At 66.6% G+C, this 15,473-nt stretch carries 14 protein-coding genes and 1 tRNA gene; 12 read left to right on the top strand and 3 right to left on the bottom strand.

What is annotated here, in order from left to right; genetic code table 11:
• Positions 1–23: 23 nt before the first annotated feature.
• From galU to EG850_RS03890, 9 genes are all read left to right on the top strand, one after another.
• Positions 24–971 (top strand): UTP--glucose-1-phosphate uridylyltransferase GalU, encoded by a 948-nt coding sequence (galU, locus tag EG850_RS03930; protein ID WP_124970277.1) that lies wholly within the window; start codon positions 24–26, stop codon positions 969–971.
• A gap of 50 nt (positions 972–1,021) precedes the next feature.
• Entirely contained in the window at positions 1,022–1,600 is a 579-nt protein-coding gene (locus tag EG850_RS03925) for a GNAT family N-acetyltransferase (protein ID WP_124970776.1), read from the top strand.
• Between the two features lie 186 nt (positions 1,601–1,786).
• On the top strand, positions 1,787–3,118 hold the full coding sequence (locus EG850_RS03920; RefSeq protein ID WP_124970274.1) for a coiled-coil domain-containing protein: 1,332 nt from the start codon (positions 1,787–1,789) through the stop codon (positions 3,116–3,118).
• Positions 3,119–3,190: 72 nt separating this feature from the next.
• Positions 3,191–4,105, top strand: coding sequence for a hypothetical protein (locus EG850_RS03915; RefSeq protein ID WP_124970271.1), 915 nt, complete (start codon positions 3,191–3,193; stop codon positions 4,103–4,105).
• 81 nt (positions 4,106–4,186) lie between these two features.
• A tRNA-Ala gene (locus EG850_RS03910) sits at positions 4,187–4,262 on the top strand.
• A gap of 21 nt (positions 4,263–4,283) precedes the next feature.
• Positions 4,284–4,844, top strand: a complete 561-nt coding sequence (locus EG850_RS03905) for a DUF7507 domain-containing protein (RefSeq protein WP_124970268.1) — start codon at positions 4,284–4,286, stop codon at positions 4,842–4,844.
• Between the two features lie 168 nt (positions 4,845–5,012).
• Entirely contained in the window at positions 5,013–5,477 is a 465-nt protein-coding gene (locus tag EG850_RS03900) for a GNAT family N-acetyltransferase (protein WP_124970265.1), read from the top strand.
• A 17-nt stretch (positions 5,478–5,494) separates the two neighbouring features.
• Positions 5,495–6,805 (top strand): DNA methyltransferase, encoded by a 1,311-nt coding sequence (locus EG850_RS03895; protein ID WP_124970262.1) that lies wholly within the window; start codon positions 5,495–5,497, stop codon positions 6,803–6,805.
• 9 nt (positions 6,806–6,814) lie between these two features.
• Positions 6,815–7,705: a hypothetical protein gene (locus tag EG850_RS03890; protein WP_124970259.1), complete on the top strand. Its 891-nt coding sequence runs from the start codon at positions 6,815–6,817 to the stop codon at positions 7,703–7,705.
• Positions 7,706–7,765: 60 nt separating this feature from the next.
• On the opposite strand, the gene EG850_RS03885 is transcribed toward EG850_RS03890, so the two are convergent.
• Positions 7,766–8,635, bottom strand: a complete 870-nt coding sequence (locus tag EG850_RS03885) for a glutaminyl-peptide cyclotransferase (RefSeq protein ID WP_124970256.1) — start codon at positions 8,633–8,635, stop codon at positions 7,766–7,768.
• A 59-nt stretch (positions 8,636–8,694) separates the two neighbouring features.
• Between EG850_RS03885 and EG850_RS03880 the strand changes: the two genes are divergently transcribed.
• The 3 genes from EG850_RS03880 to EG850_RS03870 all read left to right on the top strand — a co-directional run bounded on the left by EG850_RS03880 (position 8,695) and on the right by EG850_RS03870 (position 14,017).
• Positions 8,695–9,534, top strand: a complete 840-nt coding sequence (locus EG850_RS03880) for an oxygenase MpaB family protein (protein ID WP_124970253.1) — start codon at positions 8,695–8,697, stop codon at positions 9,532–9,534.
• 70 nt (positions 9,535–9,604) lie between these two features.
• Positions 9,605–12,487 (top strand): FAD-binding and (Fe-S)-binding domain-containing protein, encoded by a 2,883-nt coding sequence (locus EG850_RS03875; protein ID WP_124970773.1) that lies wholly within the window; start codon positions 9,605–9,607, stop codon positions 12,485–12,487.
• Positions 12,488–12,658: 171 nt separating this feature from the next.
• Positions 12,659–14,017, top strand: a complete 1,359-nt coding sequence (locus EG850_RS03870; RefSeq protein WP_124970250.1) for an NAD-dependent succinate-semialdehyde dehydrogenase — start codon at positions 12,659–12,661, stop codon at positions 14,015–14,017.
• Between the two features lie 49 nt (positions 14,018–14,066).
• On the opposite strand, the gene EG850_RS03865 is transcribed toward EG850_RS03870, so the two are convergent.
• A complete protein-coding gene (locus EG850_RS03865) occupies positions 14,067–14,453 on the bottom strand; it encodes an HtaA domain-containing protein (RefSeq protein WP_124970247.1) in 387 nt (128 codons plus the stop codon).
• Positions 14,450–15,388 (bottom strand): LysR family transcriptional regulator, encoded by a 939-nt coding sequence (locus EG850_RS03860; RefSeq protein ID WP_235829202.1) that lies wholly within the window; start codon positions 15,386–15,388, stop codon positions 14,450–14,452. Before EG850_RS03860 ends, EG850_RS03865 begins: the two co-directional genes overlap by 4 nt.
• Positions 15,389–15,473 lie beyond the last annotated feature (85 nt).

The following is a 15,473-nucleotide window of genomic DNA, read 5'->3' as shown; positions in this document are numbered from 1 at the left end:
ACTCCCGCGGGTAGCATGCACCCATGGTGAACCGCGTAACGAAGGCAGTCATCCCCGCGGCGGGACTCGGAACCCGGTTCTTGCCGGCCACGAAGGCGATTCCGAAGGAAATGCTGCCGGTGGTCGATCGTCCGGCCATTCAGTACGTGGTGGAAGAAGCCGTTGCCGCCGGACTCGACGATGTGCTCATGGTGACCGGCCGCAATAAGACGCCGCTCGAAAACCACTTCGACCGCGTTGCCGAACTTGAAGAAACGCTCGACGCTCGTGGCGATGAGGCGAAGCTCGACGCGGTGCGTTTCGCGCAGAACCTTGCCGATGTGCACTATCTGCGTCAGGGAGCACCGCTCGGCCTCGGCCACGCCGTGTTGCGCGCCCGTCAGCACGTGGGGAACGAGGCATTCGGTGTGCTCCTCGGTGACGACATCATCATTGGTGGCGGCGCGTTCATGAAGGAAATGATCGACGTGCACCTGCGCACCGGCGCGAGCGTCGTTGCGGTGCAGGAAGTGCCGATGGAGCAGACCTCTTCGTATGGCGTCGTCGCGCCCTGCCTGCGAGACGGCGAGCCGGCGACGGTTGACCACGACGGCCACCCGGCGGTCTGGGTCTCGAATCTTGTCGAGAAGCCCGCACCCGCGGATGCGCCGTCGAACCTCGCAATTGTGGGGCGTTACGTGCTTCGTCCCGAGGTGTTCGAAGTGCTCGCGCGCACCGAACCCGGTCGAGGCGGGGAAATCCAGCTCACCGATGCACTGCAGGAACTGGCCGCGAACCCCGAGCGCTATGGCGGCGTCGTCGCGCTCACCCTGAACGAGCGTCGCTATGACACGGGTAATAAGGTCGATTACCTCAAAGCGAACATCGAATTGGCGGCGAAGCATCCTGAGATTGGTGCCGAGATTCGCGCCTGGTTGCGCGATGAGGCGGCGGCGCTGGGTCGCGAACCCGAACCGGATGCGGGCGCGTGAACTTACTCTCGGCCCCGTTCACGCCGACGCTCGTCGACGGCGACCTGGTGATGCGCCAGGTGCGTCCGCGCGATGCGCGGGAACTTGAGCGGGTCTTGCTTGAGCACCGCGCGTGGTTGCAGCCCTGGGAAGCGACGCTCCCGGGCGGCACTGGGCGCTGGGATGTGCGCGGCACGATCAAGGCACTCGTCGAGCAATCGCAGGCCGGCGAAACGATGCCGTTTGTGCTGACCACTCGGGATGCGATCGTGGGGCAGCTCACGGTCTCGGGCATCCAGCACGGTGCCGTGTCGTCGGCCACGCTCGGCTACTGGGTGGCGCAATCGGTGGCCGGGCGCGGCTTCACGCCAACTGCGGTGGCACTCGCAACCGACTACTGCTTCGGGATGCTCGGCTTGCACCGGATGGAGATCTGCATCCGGCCAGAAAACGCCGCCTCGCTGCGCGTGGTTGAGAAGCTCGGCTTCCGCTACGAGGGGGAGCGGCTGCGGTACATCCACATTGATGGCGATTGGCGCGACCACTATTGCTTTGCGCTCGTGCGCGAAGAGGTGCCGGGAGGCGTGCTCGCGCGGTGGCGCGAGGGGCGGGTCGACCCGTCGGTCCCCACGCACCCCGGCCGGCGCTGAGGCATCGTGCCCTGAGGTTCGCCCCAGCAGTGCGCTGAGGTTCAGCCCAGCAGTGCGCTGAGGTCCAGCCCCAGCCGTGCGCTGAGGTTCTCGAAGCGCGCCACCAACCTGTCGTAGGCCTGTGCTAGCGCAGACACACCAGTCACAATGCGTCACATTCGTCACATTGGCTCCTAACTTTGATGCATGCAGGAGTTCGGAGGCACCAGCGGGATCGCGCTCGCGCTGATTGCGTTGCTCTGGGTCGGTCTCCTTGTGCCCGGCTGGGTGCGCGAACACAATGAGCGACAGCTGCAGCGCAATGCGATTCGCCTGCAGCAAACCATCCGCGCGATGGCGGCCACCGCCGACCAGCCCGAGATCGTCGAGCTCGAAGCGAAGGCCCGCACCGTGCGCGCGCGACAGCGCGAATTGCGTCGCGCCGAGAAGCTCGAGGTGGCCTCGCAGCGAGAACAAGCCCGCCTCGAAGCTGCTCGGCGCGAACGGGAAGCGCTCGCGGCACAGGAGCGCGCGGCTCAGGAACTCCAGGAACAGGAACTTCGCGAAGAAACTTGGCGGCTGGCAGCCCAGCTGCGCACGGCGCAATTGACGGCAGAACGAGAGGCGGCGGAGGCGGCAATGACCGATGCACAGGCACGACGGGAAGCGGCAGCGCGAGCGCGGGCGGCAGCCCAGCAGGCCGAAGAGCTTGAAGCTCGGGCTGCAGGTCTCGCCTCGAGCGCGCAGGAGCGCTGGGCAAACGGCGCCTCGGGCGCCGAGCGCGCGGTGCATCGCCGCATCACCGGTGAGGTCATTCGTCCCGCAGGCAGCCTTGCACGCGAAGCGGCGGCGCGCCGCCGTCGCGGCCGCCTCGCCTCGACCATCGTCGGGCTACTCGGTGCCGTGCTCATGGTGGTCACCGGCGCTGGCCTCGCGACCGGCATGGTGCTCGGGCTCGCGATCGCCTGCGGTGTGGTCGGTGTGCTTGCCTTCGGCGGCGCGCTCTGGATGCTGCAGCGCATTAATAAGGTCGCGGCCGCGACGGTCTCGACGCCGCAGGCCGAATCGGTGGCCGAGGTTGCGATCACTCCGGTGGTCGAGCGCGCCGCATTCGTTGTGCATGACATCGAACCGAGGGCCTCGCCCGCCGCGGCCGACACCAACTCGTGGACGCCCGTTCCGGTTCCGGCACCCCTCTACTTGCAGCGCGCGACCGCCGATGAGCTTGAACCGCCGACGCCGACCGATCCGGACCGCCCGGGCCGCGAAGACCAGGTCGATCGCGACCTTGCCGCGCTCCTGCGCGAAGAGGCCGAGAAGTCGGCTGAGGCGTTGCGGGCGATGCACCGCGAAGCAGAGGGCGCAGGCTTCGGTGGCCCGGCGCGTGCTGAGGCGGGAGCGAGTCGCATCGAAGCCATCACCGTGGGCGCTGGTGAGTGGGATCGCATGGGTGACGTGGGTGCGCTCGCGGACGAGCTCGGTGCATCCGGTGACTGTGCCGACTTGGACGCCGTCCTACGTCGCCGCCGCGCGAGCTAACTACCTGCGACACGCCTGAGTTCTCGCCTAACATGGTGATCTCATCCGCTTGACGACCCTGGAGCAACACACATGGCGACATCGAAGGTCGACCCGTTCGACAGCACCGATGCTGAGCCCATTGCCGTTGATCCTGGGGAGTTTTCGGACGAGGGTCGCGAAACTGCCCGACTCGGCGCCACGAATGCACGGATGCGCGAAGGCGGGTTCATTGCCAAGTGGCGAGGGGCGTCGAACGCGCACCGGGTGCAGTGGATCTCAGCTCTGAGCATCCTGTTGATCGTGGGGCTCCTCTTGCCCGCGCTCATCTCGTATCTCGGCGCCGCGCAGCGTGCACGAATTGAGGCGTTGGAGAACTCGCCCGAGGCGACCTGGACCGTCATCACGCCCGAGGTCATCGCGGCGCAAGCGGGTGCCGATGGCCTCATTGGTTGCTACGCCATGTCGTCGTCGTTCGTGCCCGAGCCGCAGCGCGACGAGATGAAGAACAAGCTCGACGAAATCGCCGAGTCGGCATCGAAGAACGATGCGGGGCTCGTTGAGAAGCTCGTCGAAGAGGCGCGCAGCATCTTCGTCGATAAGTACTCGCTCGCCCTTGCGGACAACGTTGATCCGCTCATGCAGGAGTGGGCGTATTCGAATTGGGACACCGACGACGAGGTGTACACCGCGCAGGAGTCACTGCGCTCGCACCGCTCGATGGAACAAATCGACCTGCTCTGCGGCGATGTAGTGACGCTCGGTAACGCGCTCGCGAAGGCGCGCAGTGAAGACATGCAGTACCGCACGTCGTACATTCCGCCGGACCCGACGACGGCGCCGCCCGCAACGACCGCACCGCCGGAGACGACGGCGCCGGCCGAGACGCAGCCTCCGGCCACACAGCCGCCGGCGGAGCCCCAGCCTCAGCCGACCGTGGTCGACCCGGGCCCGCAGCCGACGAACGGTCCGCAGCCGACCGGCCCCGAGACGACACCCGCTGGATAGCTTGGTGGCGAATCGCCGCACTCGGATGCTCGACAAATTTTGTCGAGATTCGCGCCAGTGCTATTGTTGTCTCTTGTCTTCGGGGCTATGGCGCAGTTGGTAGCGCGTTTCGTTCGCAATGAAAAGGTCAGGGGTTCGAATCCCCTTAGCTCCACCAAAACCCGAATAGTTTGAAGAAATGCCCCGCATCTTTGCGGGGCATTTCTCATTGCTCGTCGAACTGAAGCTCGAGAAGTCGGTCATCGACCTGCGTGACTCCTATCTGCCGGGCGACAAGGTGCGCTACGAGTTCGTCGTGACGAACACCGGCGATGTGACGATCCGCGAGCTGGTGATCGTCGACGAGATGCTCGCAACGGCGAACGTGGCCGTTACCTGCGACGCAACTGAGCTCGCGCCAGGTGCCGCCACGACGTGCACGAGCGCCGAGTACACCGTCACTGACGCGGATGCGGCAGCTGGCACGGTGACGAACGTGGCGGTTGCGACGGGCTCGACTCCGAGTGGCGTGCCCGCGGTCTCGAATGAGGCGGATGCGGTGATCACGGTCAAGGTGCCGAGCACGCCGACCACGCCGACCACCCCGGGCACGCCGACGCCGTCGACCGCGCCGCCGAAGTCACCGACCGGCAACCTGCCCGGCACCGGCACGACGTTTAACGGCGGACTACTGCTCGCCGGAGCGCTGCTCGTGCTCGCCGGTGCGGGGGTTCTCGTTCGACGCCGCATGGCCAAGTAGCGACGGAATCAGCCGAACTGCAGGGTGCGCGCCACCCTGCAGTTCGGCTGTGTCGGCAACGCACGGTCATTGCAACTCACAGTCATTTATGACTTCCGTTCATTTAAGTTCGGGAGTACCGCCCCTGCGGTGCCACTGATTTCCAACGATGTGACTCAGGAAAGCTCCATGAACACCAAACTCACCCCGGTCATCCGCGATCTCACCCCGGCCGACGAGCCGCAGTGGCGCGAGCTCTATCGCGCCTATCGCGAGTTCTACCAACTCGAGCCCAATGAAGACGCGGTCACCACTGCCTGGCAGTGGCTCCTCGACCCGACCCACGAGTCCAGCGCGCTCGTCGCCGAATCGGGCGGCGAGATCCTCGGCCTCGCGCACATCCGTCCGGTGCCCTCGCTCTACACGGGCACCACCGGACTCTTCCTCGACGACCTGTTCACGGTGCCTGCAGCGCGCGGCCGCGGCGTGGGCCGTGCGCTCATCCGCCGCCTCACTGAGCTGGCGGCCGATGAGGGTTACGACGGCGTGCAGTGGATCACGGCCGATGACAATGCGCAGGCACAGGTGCTCTATGACGACGTCGCGACGAAGACCACCTGGGTGACCTATGAAGCGGCGCCGACGCCGCGATAGCTTGCGACAATAGCGGGATGACCACTTCGCTCCTGCGGCAATTGCCCGACCTCATTGACGAAGGCCGGACAATTGCCGATGAGGCGCGCCTCGCCAGCGTGCACCTCGAGGGGCATGACACCGCCAAGCAACTCATCACCGCCGACAACCTGGCAACGCTCTTGCGCCTCAAACCTGGCAGAGCGCGCCTCGTCTACCTCGACCCGCCCTTCGATTCGCGCGCGAACTACCGCAACCGCATCCAGACCCGCTCAGCCACGGGCGAACTACTCGTCCTCGACCAATTCGCGTATCAAGACTTTTGGGACGACGGCACCGCCGAATATTTGCGGATGCTCATCCCTCGGCTCATCGTCGCCACCGAACTCCTCGCCGACGACGGCGCCATCTGCGTGCACTTGGATTGGCATGCGAGCCACCTCGTGAGGCTCGTGCTCGATGAACTGCTCGGCCGAGACAACTTCGTCAACGAACTCGTCTGGAGCTATCGCAGCGGGGGAGCGTCACGCACCGCCTCGGTGCCACGTAAACACGACAACCTCCTGCTGTATCGCCGCTCGCCAGCCTTCCGCATCCAGCCGTTGTTCGAACGGCAGTACCTCGACAAGCCGTTCATCGGCACGAAACAGGATGCGGAAGGTCGCCACTACGTCGACACGATTCTGCGTGACGTGCTCGAAGGCTCGATCAATCTCGTGGAGCCCGGCGATGACCCGGCCAGCGCGAGCGTGCAAGCCGTCTCGGTGCGGCCGGTGCTCAATGTGTCGGCTGAGCGCACCGGCTACGCGACGCAGAAACCCGAGGGTCTGCTCGAACTCCTCTTGCGCTGGACCACTCGCCCCGGCGACCTCGTGATTGACCCCTTCAGCGGATCGGGCACCACTGCGGTGGTCGCCGAACGACTCGGCCGCAACTGGATCGCGATCGACGCGAGCGAGCGCGCGACCGTCGTCGCGCGCACTCGCCTCAACGCGCTTGGGGCGCGCTACCAGCACACGTCAATGGCGCGAGTATCGGACGGGAAACTCCACGTCGAAGCGGATGCCGGTCAAGGCACCGTGCGGCTCGTCAGCTTCGAGCCGCCCGCGGACCTCGCCGCGCGACTCAGCGGTGACCTCAGCACGGCGATCACGGGCGATGCGCTCGGCGCGCTCGCTGGCTGGAGCGCCGCGTTGGGGTCGCACACCATCACTCATTGGCGCTCAGCGACGGGTTCACTCAAAATCGAGGCTCAGTTTGACGAGCCCTTCCCACCAGACACCATCATCACTGTCGAAGGCTTCGACCTCGCTGGCCGTGCGACTGAAGCGCAACGCTTCCCGATCTAGGCTGAACGAATGCCTCACCTCCGCAAGATCTACCAGCTGGGCCGCAGCTACGCCTGGATCGGCGTCGCCATCGGCCTGTGCCTCATTGGCCCGGCACTCGCGACGGTGATGCTCGAGGGTGAAGGTCTCAGCCGCCGCGGCTATCGGAACGCATGGGCACTCTTGATTGTGGGCGTCGTGCTCGTGGTGCTCTCGTGCATCCCGCTCCTTCGCCGGAAGCCGGCCCTCGAGGTCACCGCTGACCACATCGCAATCACGCCGCACACTGCCGAGTCGGTGGTGATCGATCGTCGCCGGCTCATCTCGCTTCAGATCGAGCAGGGTTCCAAGCGCCTCGGCCCGCGGCGCATCCGCGCGCTCGTCGCCACGAGCTACGGGGCATTGCCGCAGCGCCACAAGATCGACCGCCTCGCGGTGCCGGTGTCGTGGCTCATCGATGCCCTCGCCGACACCACACCGGATGCGCAAACCCCGACCGAGGTCAAGGTCACTGACGAAATCGCGAACGACTTCGGCGACGCCTGGGTAGCGCGCAGCCACACGATTGCGCCGTTCGTCGTCGGGCCCATCGCCCTCGTCATTCTCGGGCTCGGCGGCTGGCTGGTATGGCGCGAGCTGGGCGATCTCGGGCAGGGCATCCCGGTCGGTTGGGAGAACATCACGATCGGCGCGGGCTTCGCGCTCCTCGCGCTCCTGCTCCTGTACGTCGTGACCGACCTCGCGATGCAGCTGCGCGGACGGCCACGCGTCGTGATCACCGACACCGAGTTGCGCCTATTTGAGCAGGATCGCGAGACCGTGTTCCCCTCAACGAAATCGTGGGGGTGCGACGCGACAATCTGCGCACTCGCCACCGCTGGGCACTCCTCCTCGACACACGCGGTGGCGGCGAGCACGTGATTCACGCGGGAGCGATGAAACCTGGACGTGGCGCACTGCTCCGACGCATTCGCGAGGCGATCAACCCACCGGCGTAATCGTCACCTCGTAGAGCTTCGGCCAAAGCTTGCCCGTGAGGTACCACCGGCCCGATATGGGATCGCGCGCAATCCCATTGAGCACCGCTCCGCGCTCGAGCGGCCCCGCCGACTCCGCATCGGCAAGGAGCGCACTCGCATCAAGCGTGCCGGTCACCGCCCCCGAGTCGGGGTCAATCCGGATGATCTCGGTCGAGTACCAAATGTTCGCCCAGATGCCGTCGGGCGCGCATTCGAGTTCATTGAGATCGTGCACCGGCTCGCCGTCTTGCGTCACCGAAAGCGTCAGCCCGGTGACGGCGAACGTCTCGGGATCATGCGCGGTGAGGACCTCCGTGCCGTCTGAACGCCAGAGCACGTCATGCGCCTCGTCGTAGCAAAGCCCCCAACCTTCACCCTCATAGGTGTACTGCGGCCCCGGCTCGAGATCGGGCAGTGACCAGGTGTGCGCCACCCCGTTCTGCCAGGTGAGCTGTACGACCCGATCGCCGACCACGGTCAAGCCCTCGCCAAACTCATTCGCCGCCAGTGGCCGCGACTCGAGCACCTCGCCGCTCACGAGGTCCACGAGCCGGATGGTCGATTCCCCGAGCAATCCGGTCGACTCGAGTAGCACCCCATCCGGCAACACCTCGAGCCCCTGCGTGAACGCCGCCGCATCGTGCGGATAGCTCGCCTCAATCGTGAGCGAGAACTCCTGCACCACGGGTGCATTCGCAGGAGCAGTTTCAACCGCAGTCGCCGACGAACTCTCCAGCGGCACACCTGGCCCCGCGCATCCAGCAAGCATTAGTGCAACGACGACACCCGACGCGAGCTCGACCCAGCAACGAGCCTCGTTCATCCGCGCCATCGCCGCCCCGTTCGCCTCAAGATCATCGGCCGCGCAAGCGCGCCACCTACGCTCTCAGTATGGACCCGTTCGCCGACCCCGACCCCTACCGGCGCCTCACCTCCGAGGCGATCGTGCTCGCGGGCGGCGGCACGGCGATCCTGCTCCAGCTCGCGCATCCGGCGGTAGCGGCCGGGGTCGCGCGGCACTCCGATTTTGCGGTGGCACCCATGCGGCGCTTGTGGGGCACGCTCGACTTCGTCACCGCCATCACTTTCGGCAAAGCGGATGAACGCGCCTTCGTCACGCGCCTCGTCACCTCCCAGCACGGCCGAGTCAACGGCGAGGATGCGGCGGGCCGCCGTTACGACGCGAACGATCCCGAGGCGCAGCGCTGGGTCGCGGCCACCCTTTGCTGGTCGGCGATGCGCGCCCACCGCCGCGCCTTCGGCAGGCGAACGGCGGGGGACGCCGACGCCATCGTGCGCGGCTTCGGCGCTCTCGCCACGAGCCTCGGGATGCCCGCATCCCTCTGGCCGCAAAGCGCCCGCGAGTTTGACCGCTACTTCCGAGACACCCTGGGGCACCTCGAAATCACGGCGGATGCGCGCCGAGCCCGCGACGAACTCTTCACAGCCCGTAACGTCAGCTGGTGGTTGCGGGCACTCATGCCGCTCGCCACTCGCCTCGCGGTCGACCTGCTCCCGGTCGAAATCGCGGCGGCCTACGGACACCCGCACACCCACGTTTCCCGCTTTCAGGCCGCACTCGGCTGGGCACCGCTCGTGCTCGCCAACCGCACACTGCCGCGGGCGGTGCGCATCCTGCCCAGCCGAATCGTACCCGCGCGCTTGCGGCAACGCATCCGGTTGCTCGAGACCCGCGCCAGCCGCCCCGATACCCCCGCCACCGCGCACTAACATCGAGACACGGGTGCCCAGGCAAGGAATGCGGGGCAGGCAGCGAGCGAGAGGACGTGCCGTCGTGACGATGCAGGAGACTGGCGCGAAAAGCCCGGCACTGAGCGGCGACCAGCGCGATCTCGCGCAACTCCTCCGCGATCGCATCGAGGGTGACGTTGACGCCTCGACGCTCCGCCGCGCCGAATACTCCTCCGACGCCTCGAACTACCGCCTCGTGCCCGAGGTCGTCGCCTTCCCGCGCTCGACCGACGACCTCATCGCAATCACCGAGACCTCACGCGAAACCGGCACACCGCTCACACTTCGCGGTGCCGGTACCTCGATTGCCGGCAATGCCATCGGCCGCGGCATCGTGGTTGACACCTCGCGCTACCTCAACCGCATCCACTCGCTCGACCCCGAGGCACGCACCGCCCGCATTGACCCGGGCGTCATCGTTGCCCAGCTGCAAAACGCCGCGAAGCCCTACGGCCTGCGCTTCGGCCCCGATCCGTCAACCTGGACCCGCTGCACCATCGGCGGCATGATCGGCAACAACGCCTGCGGTTCGCACTCGCTCGCCTTCGGTCGCACCGACGACAACATCATCGACCTCGACGTCATCGATGGCCTCGGCCGCCGCTACACCGCGAGCGACGACCTCAAAGTGGTGCCCGGGCTCGACGAGTTCACCCTGCGCCACCTCGCGACGATTCGCACCGAATTCGGTCGCTTTGGCCGCCAGGTCTCGGGCTATGCGCTCGAACAGCTCCTGCCCGAACGTGGGCACTCGCTCGCGAAATTGCTCGTCGGTTCAGAAGGAACGCTCGCGACGGTGCTTGGCGCCACCGTGAAGCTCGTTGAGATGCCCTCGGCGCCGGTCACCATCGCTCTCGGCTACCCGTCGATGGTCGAGGCCGCCGACGACATTCCGGCGCTCCTCGCGCAAAAGCCCGGTGCCATTGAGGGCATGGATGCACGCCTCGTCGACGCCGTGCGCCGTCACCACGGTGCCGCTGCGGTTGCCGCCCTCCCCGAAGGCGGGGGATGGCTCCTCATCGAAATGCCCGGTGCTGACCAGCTCGACGCGCTCGACCGCGCGCACAAGCTCATCGCCGCATCCTCGGCGATCTCGTCGAACCTCATCGCCGACCCCGACGAGGCGCGCCCGATCTGGCGCGTGCGCGAAGACGGCGTCGGCCTTGCCGGTCGCACCATGGACGGCGAGCAGTGCTGGCCAGGCTTCGAGGATGCGGCGGTGCCGCCGGAGCGCCTCGGCGAATACCTGCGCGAGTTCGACAAGCTCACCGAGCGCCACGGCATCGAGGGCATGCCCTACGGACACTTCGGTGACGGCTGCATCCACGTGCGCCTGTCGATTCCGCTCGAGCGCGACGGCGCCGCGATGCGCCGCTTCATGCTCGACGCCGGGCGGCTCGTTGCTGACTTCGGCGGCTCAATGTCGGGTGAACATGGCGATGGTCGCGCTCGTGGCGAGCTCCTCCCACTCATGTACTCCGACGACGCCATCGCGGCGTTCGGCGAACTCAAGGCGCTCTTCGACCCACGGAACCTCCTAAATCCCGAGGTGCTCGTGCATCCGGCCCCGCTCGACCAAGATTTGCGTCGCCCACAGGCACTGCCGACCCCGCGGGTGCGTGGCGGCTTCTCGTGGGAACACGACGCGGGAGATTTCACCAAGGCCGTGCACCGCTGCGTCGGTATGGGCAAATGCCGCGCCGACAACCGCGCCGCGGGCGGCTTCATGTGCCCGAGTTACCTCGCCTCGAAGGATGAAACCCACTCGACCCGGGGACGCGCGCGCGTGCTCCAAGAAATGGTGAACGGCAAGCTTGTCTCGAAGGGCTGGTCATCGCCCGAGGTTGCCGACTCGCTCGACCTGTGCCTGTCGTGCAAGGCCTGCGCGAGCGATTGCCCGGCCGGCGTCGATATGGCGGCAATGAAGTCGGAGACGCTCTATCGCAAATACCGGGGCAAGCTGCGGCCGATGAATCACTATGTGCTTGGCCAGCTCCCGCGCTGGGAGAAGCTCATGGTGCCGCTCGCACCGCTCGTGAACGGCGTCATGGGTATCGGCTGGTTGCGCCGCCTGCTGCTGCCGCTCGCCGGCGTCGACCGCCGCCGCACGATTCCGAAGGTCGCGGGTCGCTCATTCATGACCGACCGTAAGCGCGCGGTCGCAAGCGGTGCGGCGGTGGCCGTGGATGCGCCGCGCACTGGCCGCGATCGCGTGCTCGTGTGGGCCGACTCGTTCTCGAACGGCTTCGCCCCGAATGTCGACCACGATGTGGTGCGGGTGCTCGAAGCATCCGGCCTCGAAGTTGTCACGCCGGAACGCTCGGTGTGCTGCGGGCTCACCTGGATCTCAACCGGCCAGCTCGACGGTGCCCGCAAGCGCCTGCTTGACCTCATGGAGGTGTTCACGCCGCTCGTCGACGCTGGGGTGCCGATCGTGGGCGTGGAACCGAGCTGCACGGCGGTGCTGCGCAGTGACCTGCTCGAACTCTTCCCCGACGACCCGCGGGCGAAGCGCATTGCCGAGGCGACCTACACGCTTTCGGAAGTGCTCACCGGCAAGGCACCGGTGCGCCCGGCTGCCGAGTTCGAGCTGCCGCGCCTCGACGGGGTTGAGCTCATCGTGCAGCCGCACTGCCACCAACACGCGGTGATCGGCTTCGCCCCCGATCGGGCACTGCTTGAGGGGCTTGGCGCCGAGATTAACCAGCTCTCAGGATGTTGCGGTCTCGCGGGCAACTTCGGTCTCGAACGCGGGCACTACGAAATGTCGGTGGCGGTGGCGGGCAACTCGCTGTTGCCGGCGCTGCGTTCAAAGCCGGAGGCGATCTTCCTCGCGGATGGTTACTCCTGCCGCACCCAGGCCGACCAACTCGCCGGTCGCGAGGGCGTGCATCTGGCGACGCTGCTGGCTGACCGGCTCGGTGCTCGCTGAGGCGCTCGAAGCGAACGTGCTCAGCCGCATCCCAGGTGCGTGGTTAGAATAATGAAGACCGTTCGTATGGCGCATCCGCGCCGGCGTACTGGTACGGACAATCGCAACGAAGCGGTCGCGATCTGACGCACCAGACCAACACGCCCCATCACCACAAGGAGCACGACGCAAATGGCGCAGTTCAGCGTGATCAACCCGGCGACTCAGCAGGTCGTCAAGAGCTACGAAGCCTCGACTGACGAGCAGATCGAGCAGGCAATCGCGGCAACGCACGAGACCTACAACAACTGGTCGCGTACGACCACCCTCGCTGAGCGCGTTGCGCTCGCACAGCGCCTCGCGGAGCTCTTCGACGAGCGCAAGGATGAACTCGGCGAGATCATCAACCGCGAGATGGGTAAGCCGCTCGACCAGGCGATCGGCGAGGCCGAGTTCTCGGGCGCCATCGTCAAGGCCTTCGCTGACAACGCCGAAGAGTGGCTCGCCGACGAGGAGATCAAGGTCGAAGACGGCCTGCGCTCGTTCATCCGCCACCAGGGTCTCGGCGTGATCCTCGGCATCATGCCGTGGAACTACCCCTACTACCAGGTTGCCCGCTTCGCGGCACCGAACGTGATCCTCGGCAACACCATCATCCTCAAGCACGCGAGCCAGTGCCCCGAGTCGGCGCTCGCCCTTGAAACCCTCTTCCGCGACGCCGGCTTCCCCGAGGGCGCCTACGTCAACGTGTTCGCCACCCACGCGCAGCTCGGCACCATCATCGCCGACGACCGCGTGCAGGGCGTCTCGCTCACCGGTTCGGAGCGTGCCGGCGCAATCGTCGCCGAGCAGGCCGGTCGCGCGCTGAAGAAGTGCGTGCTCGAGCTCGGTGGCTCGGATGTGTTCTACGTCACCGACGATGTCGCTGACCTCGACGCGGCGGTGGAGTACGCCGTGGGCGGCCGCATGGAGAACACCGGCCAGGCCTGCAACGGCTCGAAGCGCATCCTCGTCGCCGACAAGGTGTACGACGCCTTCGCCGAAAAGTTCAACGCCGCCATTGGCGGGCAGTCGTACTCCGACGGCGACTTCGGTCCGATGTCGAGCGACAGCGCCACCGAGACGCTCACCGAGCAGGTCAAGCGTGCCGTCGACCAGGGTGCCGAGATTCTCGTCGGCAATAACGAGCCCGAGGGCAACGTCTACACCCCGTCGGTGCTCGGCAACATCACGCCCGACATGGACGTTTACAGCGAGGAGCTCTTCGGCCCCGTTGCGCAGCTCTACAAGGTGTCGAGCGATGACGAGGCGATCGCGCTCGCGAACTCGTCGCCCTACGGCCTCGGCTCGGTCGTCATGTGTGACGACGAGGCGCGCGCCGAGTCGATCGGTAACCGTCTCGACGTTGGCATGGTGTTCGTCAACGCTTCTGGCCTCGAGGGTGCGGATGTGCCCTTCGGTGGCGTGAAGAAGTCGGGCTACGGCCGCGAGCTCGGTAAGGGCGGCATGCTCGAGTTTGCGAACAAGAAGCTCTTCCGCTTCGCGGAATAACAACTGACCAAGAAGCGGGCCTCACCAATCGCTGGGGCCCGCTTCGTTGCTACCGCACCGCCGGCCGATCCAACTCCGTCCCCGGCCCATAGGGCCCCGCCATGAACAGATCAGCCCCGTCGAGCGTGAGCCGCGCCGACCCATCCGCAGCCAGCTTCGCAAAGGCCACCCGCCCTTGCCCGTCGTCGAGCCACAACTCGGTCGGTGCCTCAGCGGGTTCGAGCGACGGATCCCGCAAGGTCACCCGCAGCATCCCGTGATGGGCGGTGAGCACGACGCCGCCACGAAATGTGCCCGGCTCAGTCGCCGGAAACACAAACTCTCCATCGACTTCGCTCGCGCCATCCACCAGTTCGACGGTGCCATCGGGCTGGGCGCGCACATAGTCAATGAGTGAGCGTTTGATTGCCCAGTGCAGGGCAGTTGCGGTGGTCATAGGCGTCCTTCTTCTGGCCAGTTGACACTGTGGGCAAATTCGATGAGCGCACGGACGCGCGCGGGTGGCGGTCCCGCATCCGGCCACACGGCGTCGATGCCGACGGCGGGCACTGCGGGCGAGATCTCGCGGGTGACGAGTTGGTACCCCTCGTAGCTGCGGTCGTTCGCAGTGCGCTGCACCAGGATGCCGTAGCCGAGTCCGCGTGCCACGAGCGTGCGCACGGCTTCGAAGCTCGCGGTGCGGTGCCGGATGCGTGGGCTGAGCCCACGGGCCGAGAACAGTGACAGCGTGTGCGTGGTCGACGGGGGAGCGTCGAGGAGGATGAGGTCGCGATCGACGAGGTCTTCAAGTCGGAGCACCTCGCGCGCCGCGAGCGGATCGTTCGCCGCGAGGAGCACATGCGCGCGGTCGGCGAAGAGCCGCGCCCGCTTTTCGTGCCCGGGCAGGAACGAGTCGTAGACGAAGGCGAGGTCGATCTCGCCGCGGGCCATGCCGCTCGCGAGCACATCCTGGGTCGCCTCGACGAGTTCGAGCTGCACGCGCGGATGCGCGGCACCAAAGTCAGCGAGAAGCGGCGGCAACACCACCGGCGCGAGGGTCGGATAGCAGCCAATGGTGATCGGGCCGACGAGTTCACCCGCCTCGCCGCGAAGCGAGGTCGCGAGATCGTCGGCGCTCACGAGGAGTTCCTGTGCCCGCGAGAGCACGTCGGCACCGGCAGTCGTCACGGTGAGACCGTGCGCACGACGACGGATGCACAGGCTCGTGCCGAGCGCGCGCTCGAGTTCGGTGATCGCATCCGAGAGCGCCGAGGGGGAGACGTGGAGCTCGGCGGCGGCGCCCGAGATGGTGCCGTGGCGGGCGGCCGCGGCGAAGTAGGCGAGCTGCCGGAGGGTGAAGTCGGGGGCGTTCGTGACCATACGCATCCTCATCGATGAAATCGTGGTTACTGAGCGAATCTACCCGCTTTTCTACGCGAATGGAATCGCGCACACTGGAGCCATCAAGCGGTGCAAC

Source organism: Gulosibacter macacae (genome assembly GCF_003865375.1).
Taxonomy (GTDB): Bacteria; Actinomycetota; Actinomycetes; order Actinomycetales; family Microbacteriaceae; genus Gulosibacter; species Gulosibacter macacae.
The sequence above is the reverse complement of the archived record's forward strand: the minus strand, read 5'-3'. Positions and strand labels throughout refer to the sequence as shown.

Coding starts and splice junctions, on each gene's coding strand:
- galU (WP_124970277.1), top strand. CDS start 24: ATGGTGAACCGCGTAACGAAGGCAGTCATCCCCGCGGCGGGACTCGGA.
- EG850_RS03925 (WP_124970776.1), top strand. CDS start 1,022: ATGCGCCAGGTGCGTCCGCGCGATGCGCGGGAACTTGAGCGGGTCTTG.
- EG850_RS03920 (WP_124970274.1), top strand. CDS start 1,787: ATGCAGGAGTTCGGAGGCACCAGCGGGATCGCGCTCGCGCTGATTGCG.
- EG850_RS03915 (WP_124970271.1), top strand. CDS start 3,191: ATGGCGACATCGAAGGTCGACCCGTTCGACAGCACCGATGCTGAGCCC.
- EG850_RS03905 (WP_124970268.1), top strand. CDS start 4,284: ATGCCCCGCATCTTTGCGGGGCATTTCTCATTGCTCGTCGAACTGAAG.
- EG850_RS03900 (WP_124970265.1), top strand. CDS start 5,013: ATGAACACCAAACTCACCCCGGTCATCCGCGATCTCACCCCGGCCGAC.
- EG850_RS03895 (WP_124970262.1), top strand. CDS start 5,495: ATGACCACTTCGCTCCTGCGGCAATTGCCCGACCTCATTGACGAAGGC.
- EG850_RS03890 (WP_124970259.1), top strand. CDS start 6,815: ATGCCTCACCTCCGCAAGATCTACCAGCTGGGCCGCAGCTACGCCTGG.
- EG850_RS03885 (WP_124970256.1), bottom strand. CDS start 8,635: ATGGCGCGGATGAACGAGGCTCGTTGCTGGGTCGAGCTCGCGTCGGGT.
- EG850_RS03880 (WP_124970253.1), top strand. CDS start 8,695: ATGGACCCGTTCGCCGACCCCGACCCCTACCGGCGCCTCACCTCCGAG.
- EG850_RS03875 (WP_124970773.1), top strand. CDS start 9,605: ATGCAGGAGACTGGCGCGAAAAGCCCGGCACTGAGCGGCGACCAGCGC.
- EG850_RS03870 (WP_124970250.1), top strand. CDS start 12,659: ATGGCGCAGTTCAGCGTGATCAACCCGGCGACTCAGCAGGTCGTCAAG.
- EG850_RS03865 (WP_124970247.1), bottom strand. CDS start 14,453: ATGACCACCGCAACTGCCCTGCACTGGGCAATCAAACGCTCACTCATT.
- EG850_RS03860 (WP_235829202.1), bottom strand. CDS start 15,388: ATGAGGATGCGTATGGTCACGAACGCCCCCGACTTCACCCTCCGGCAG.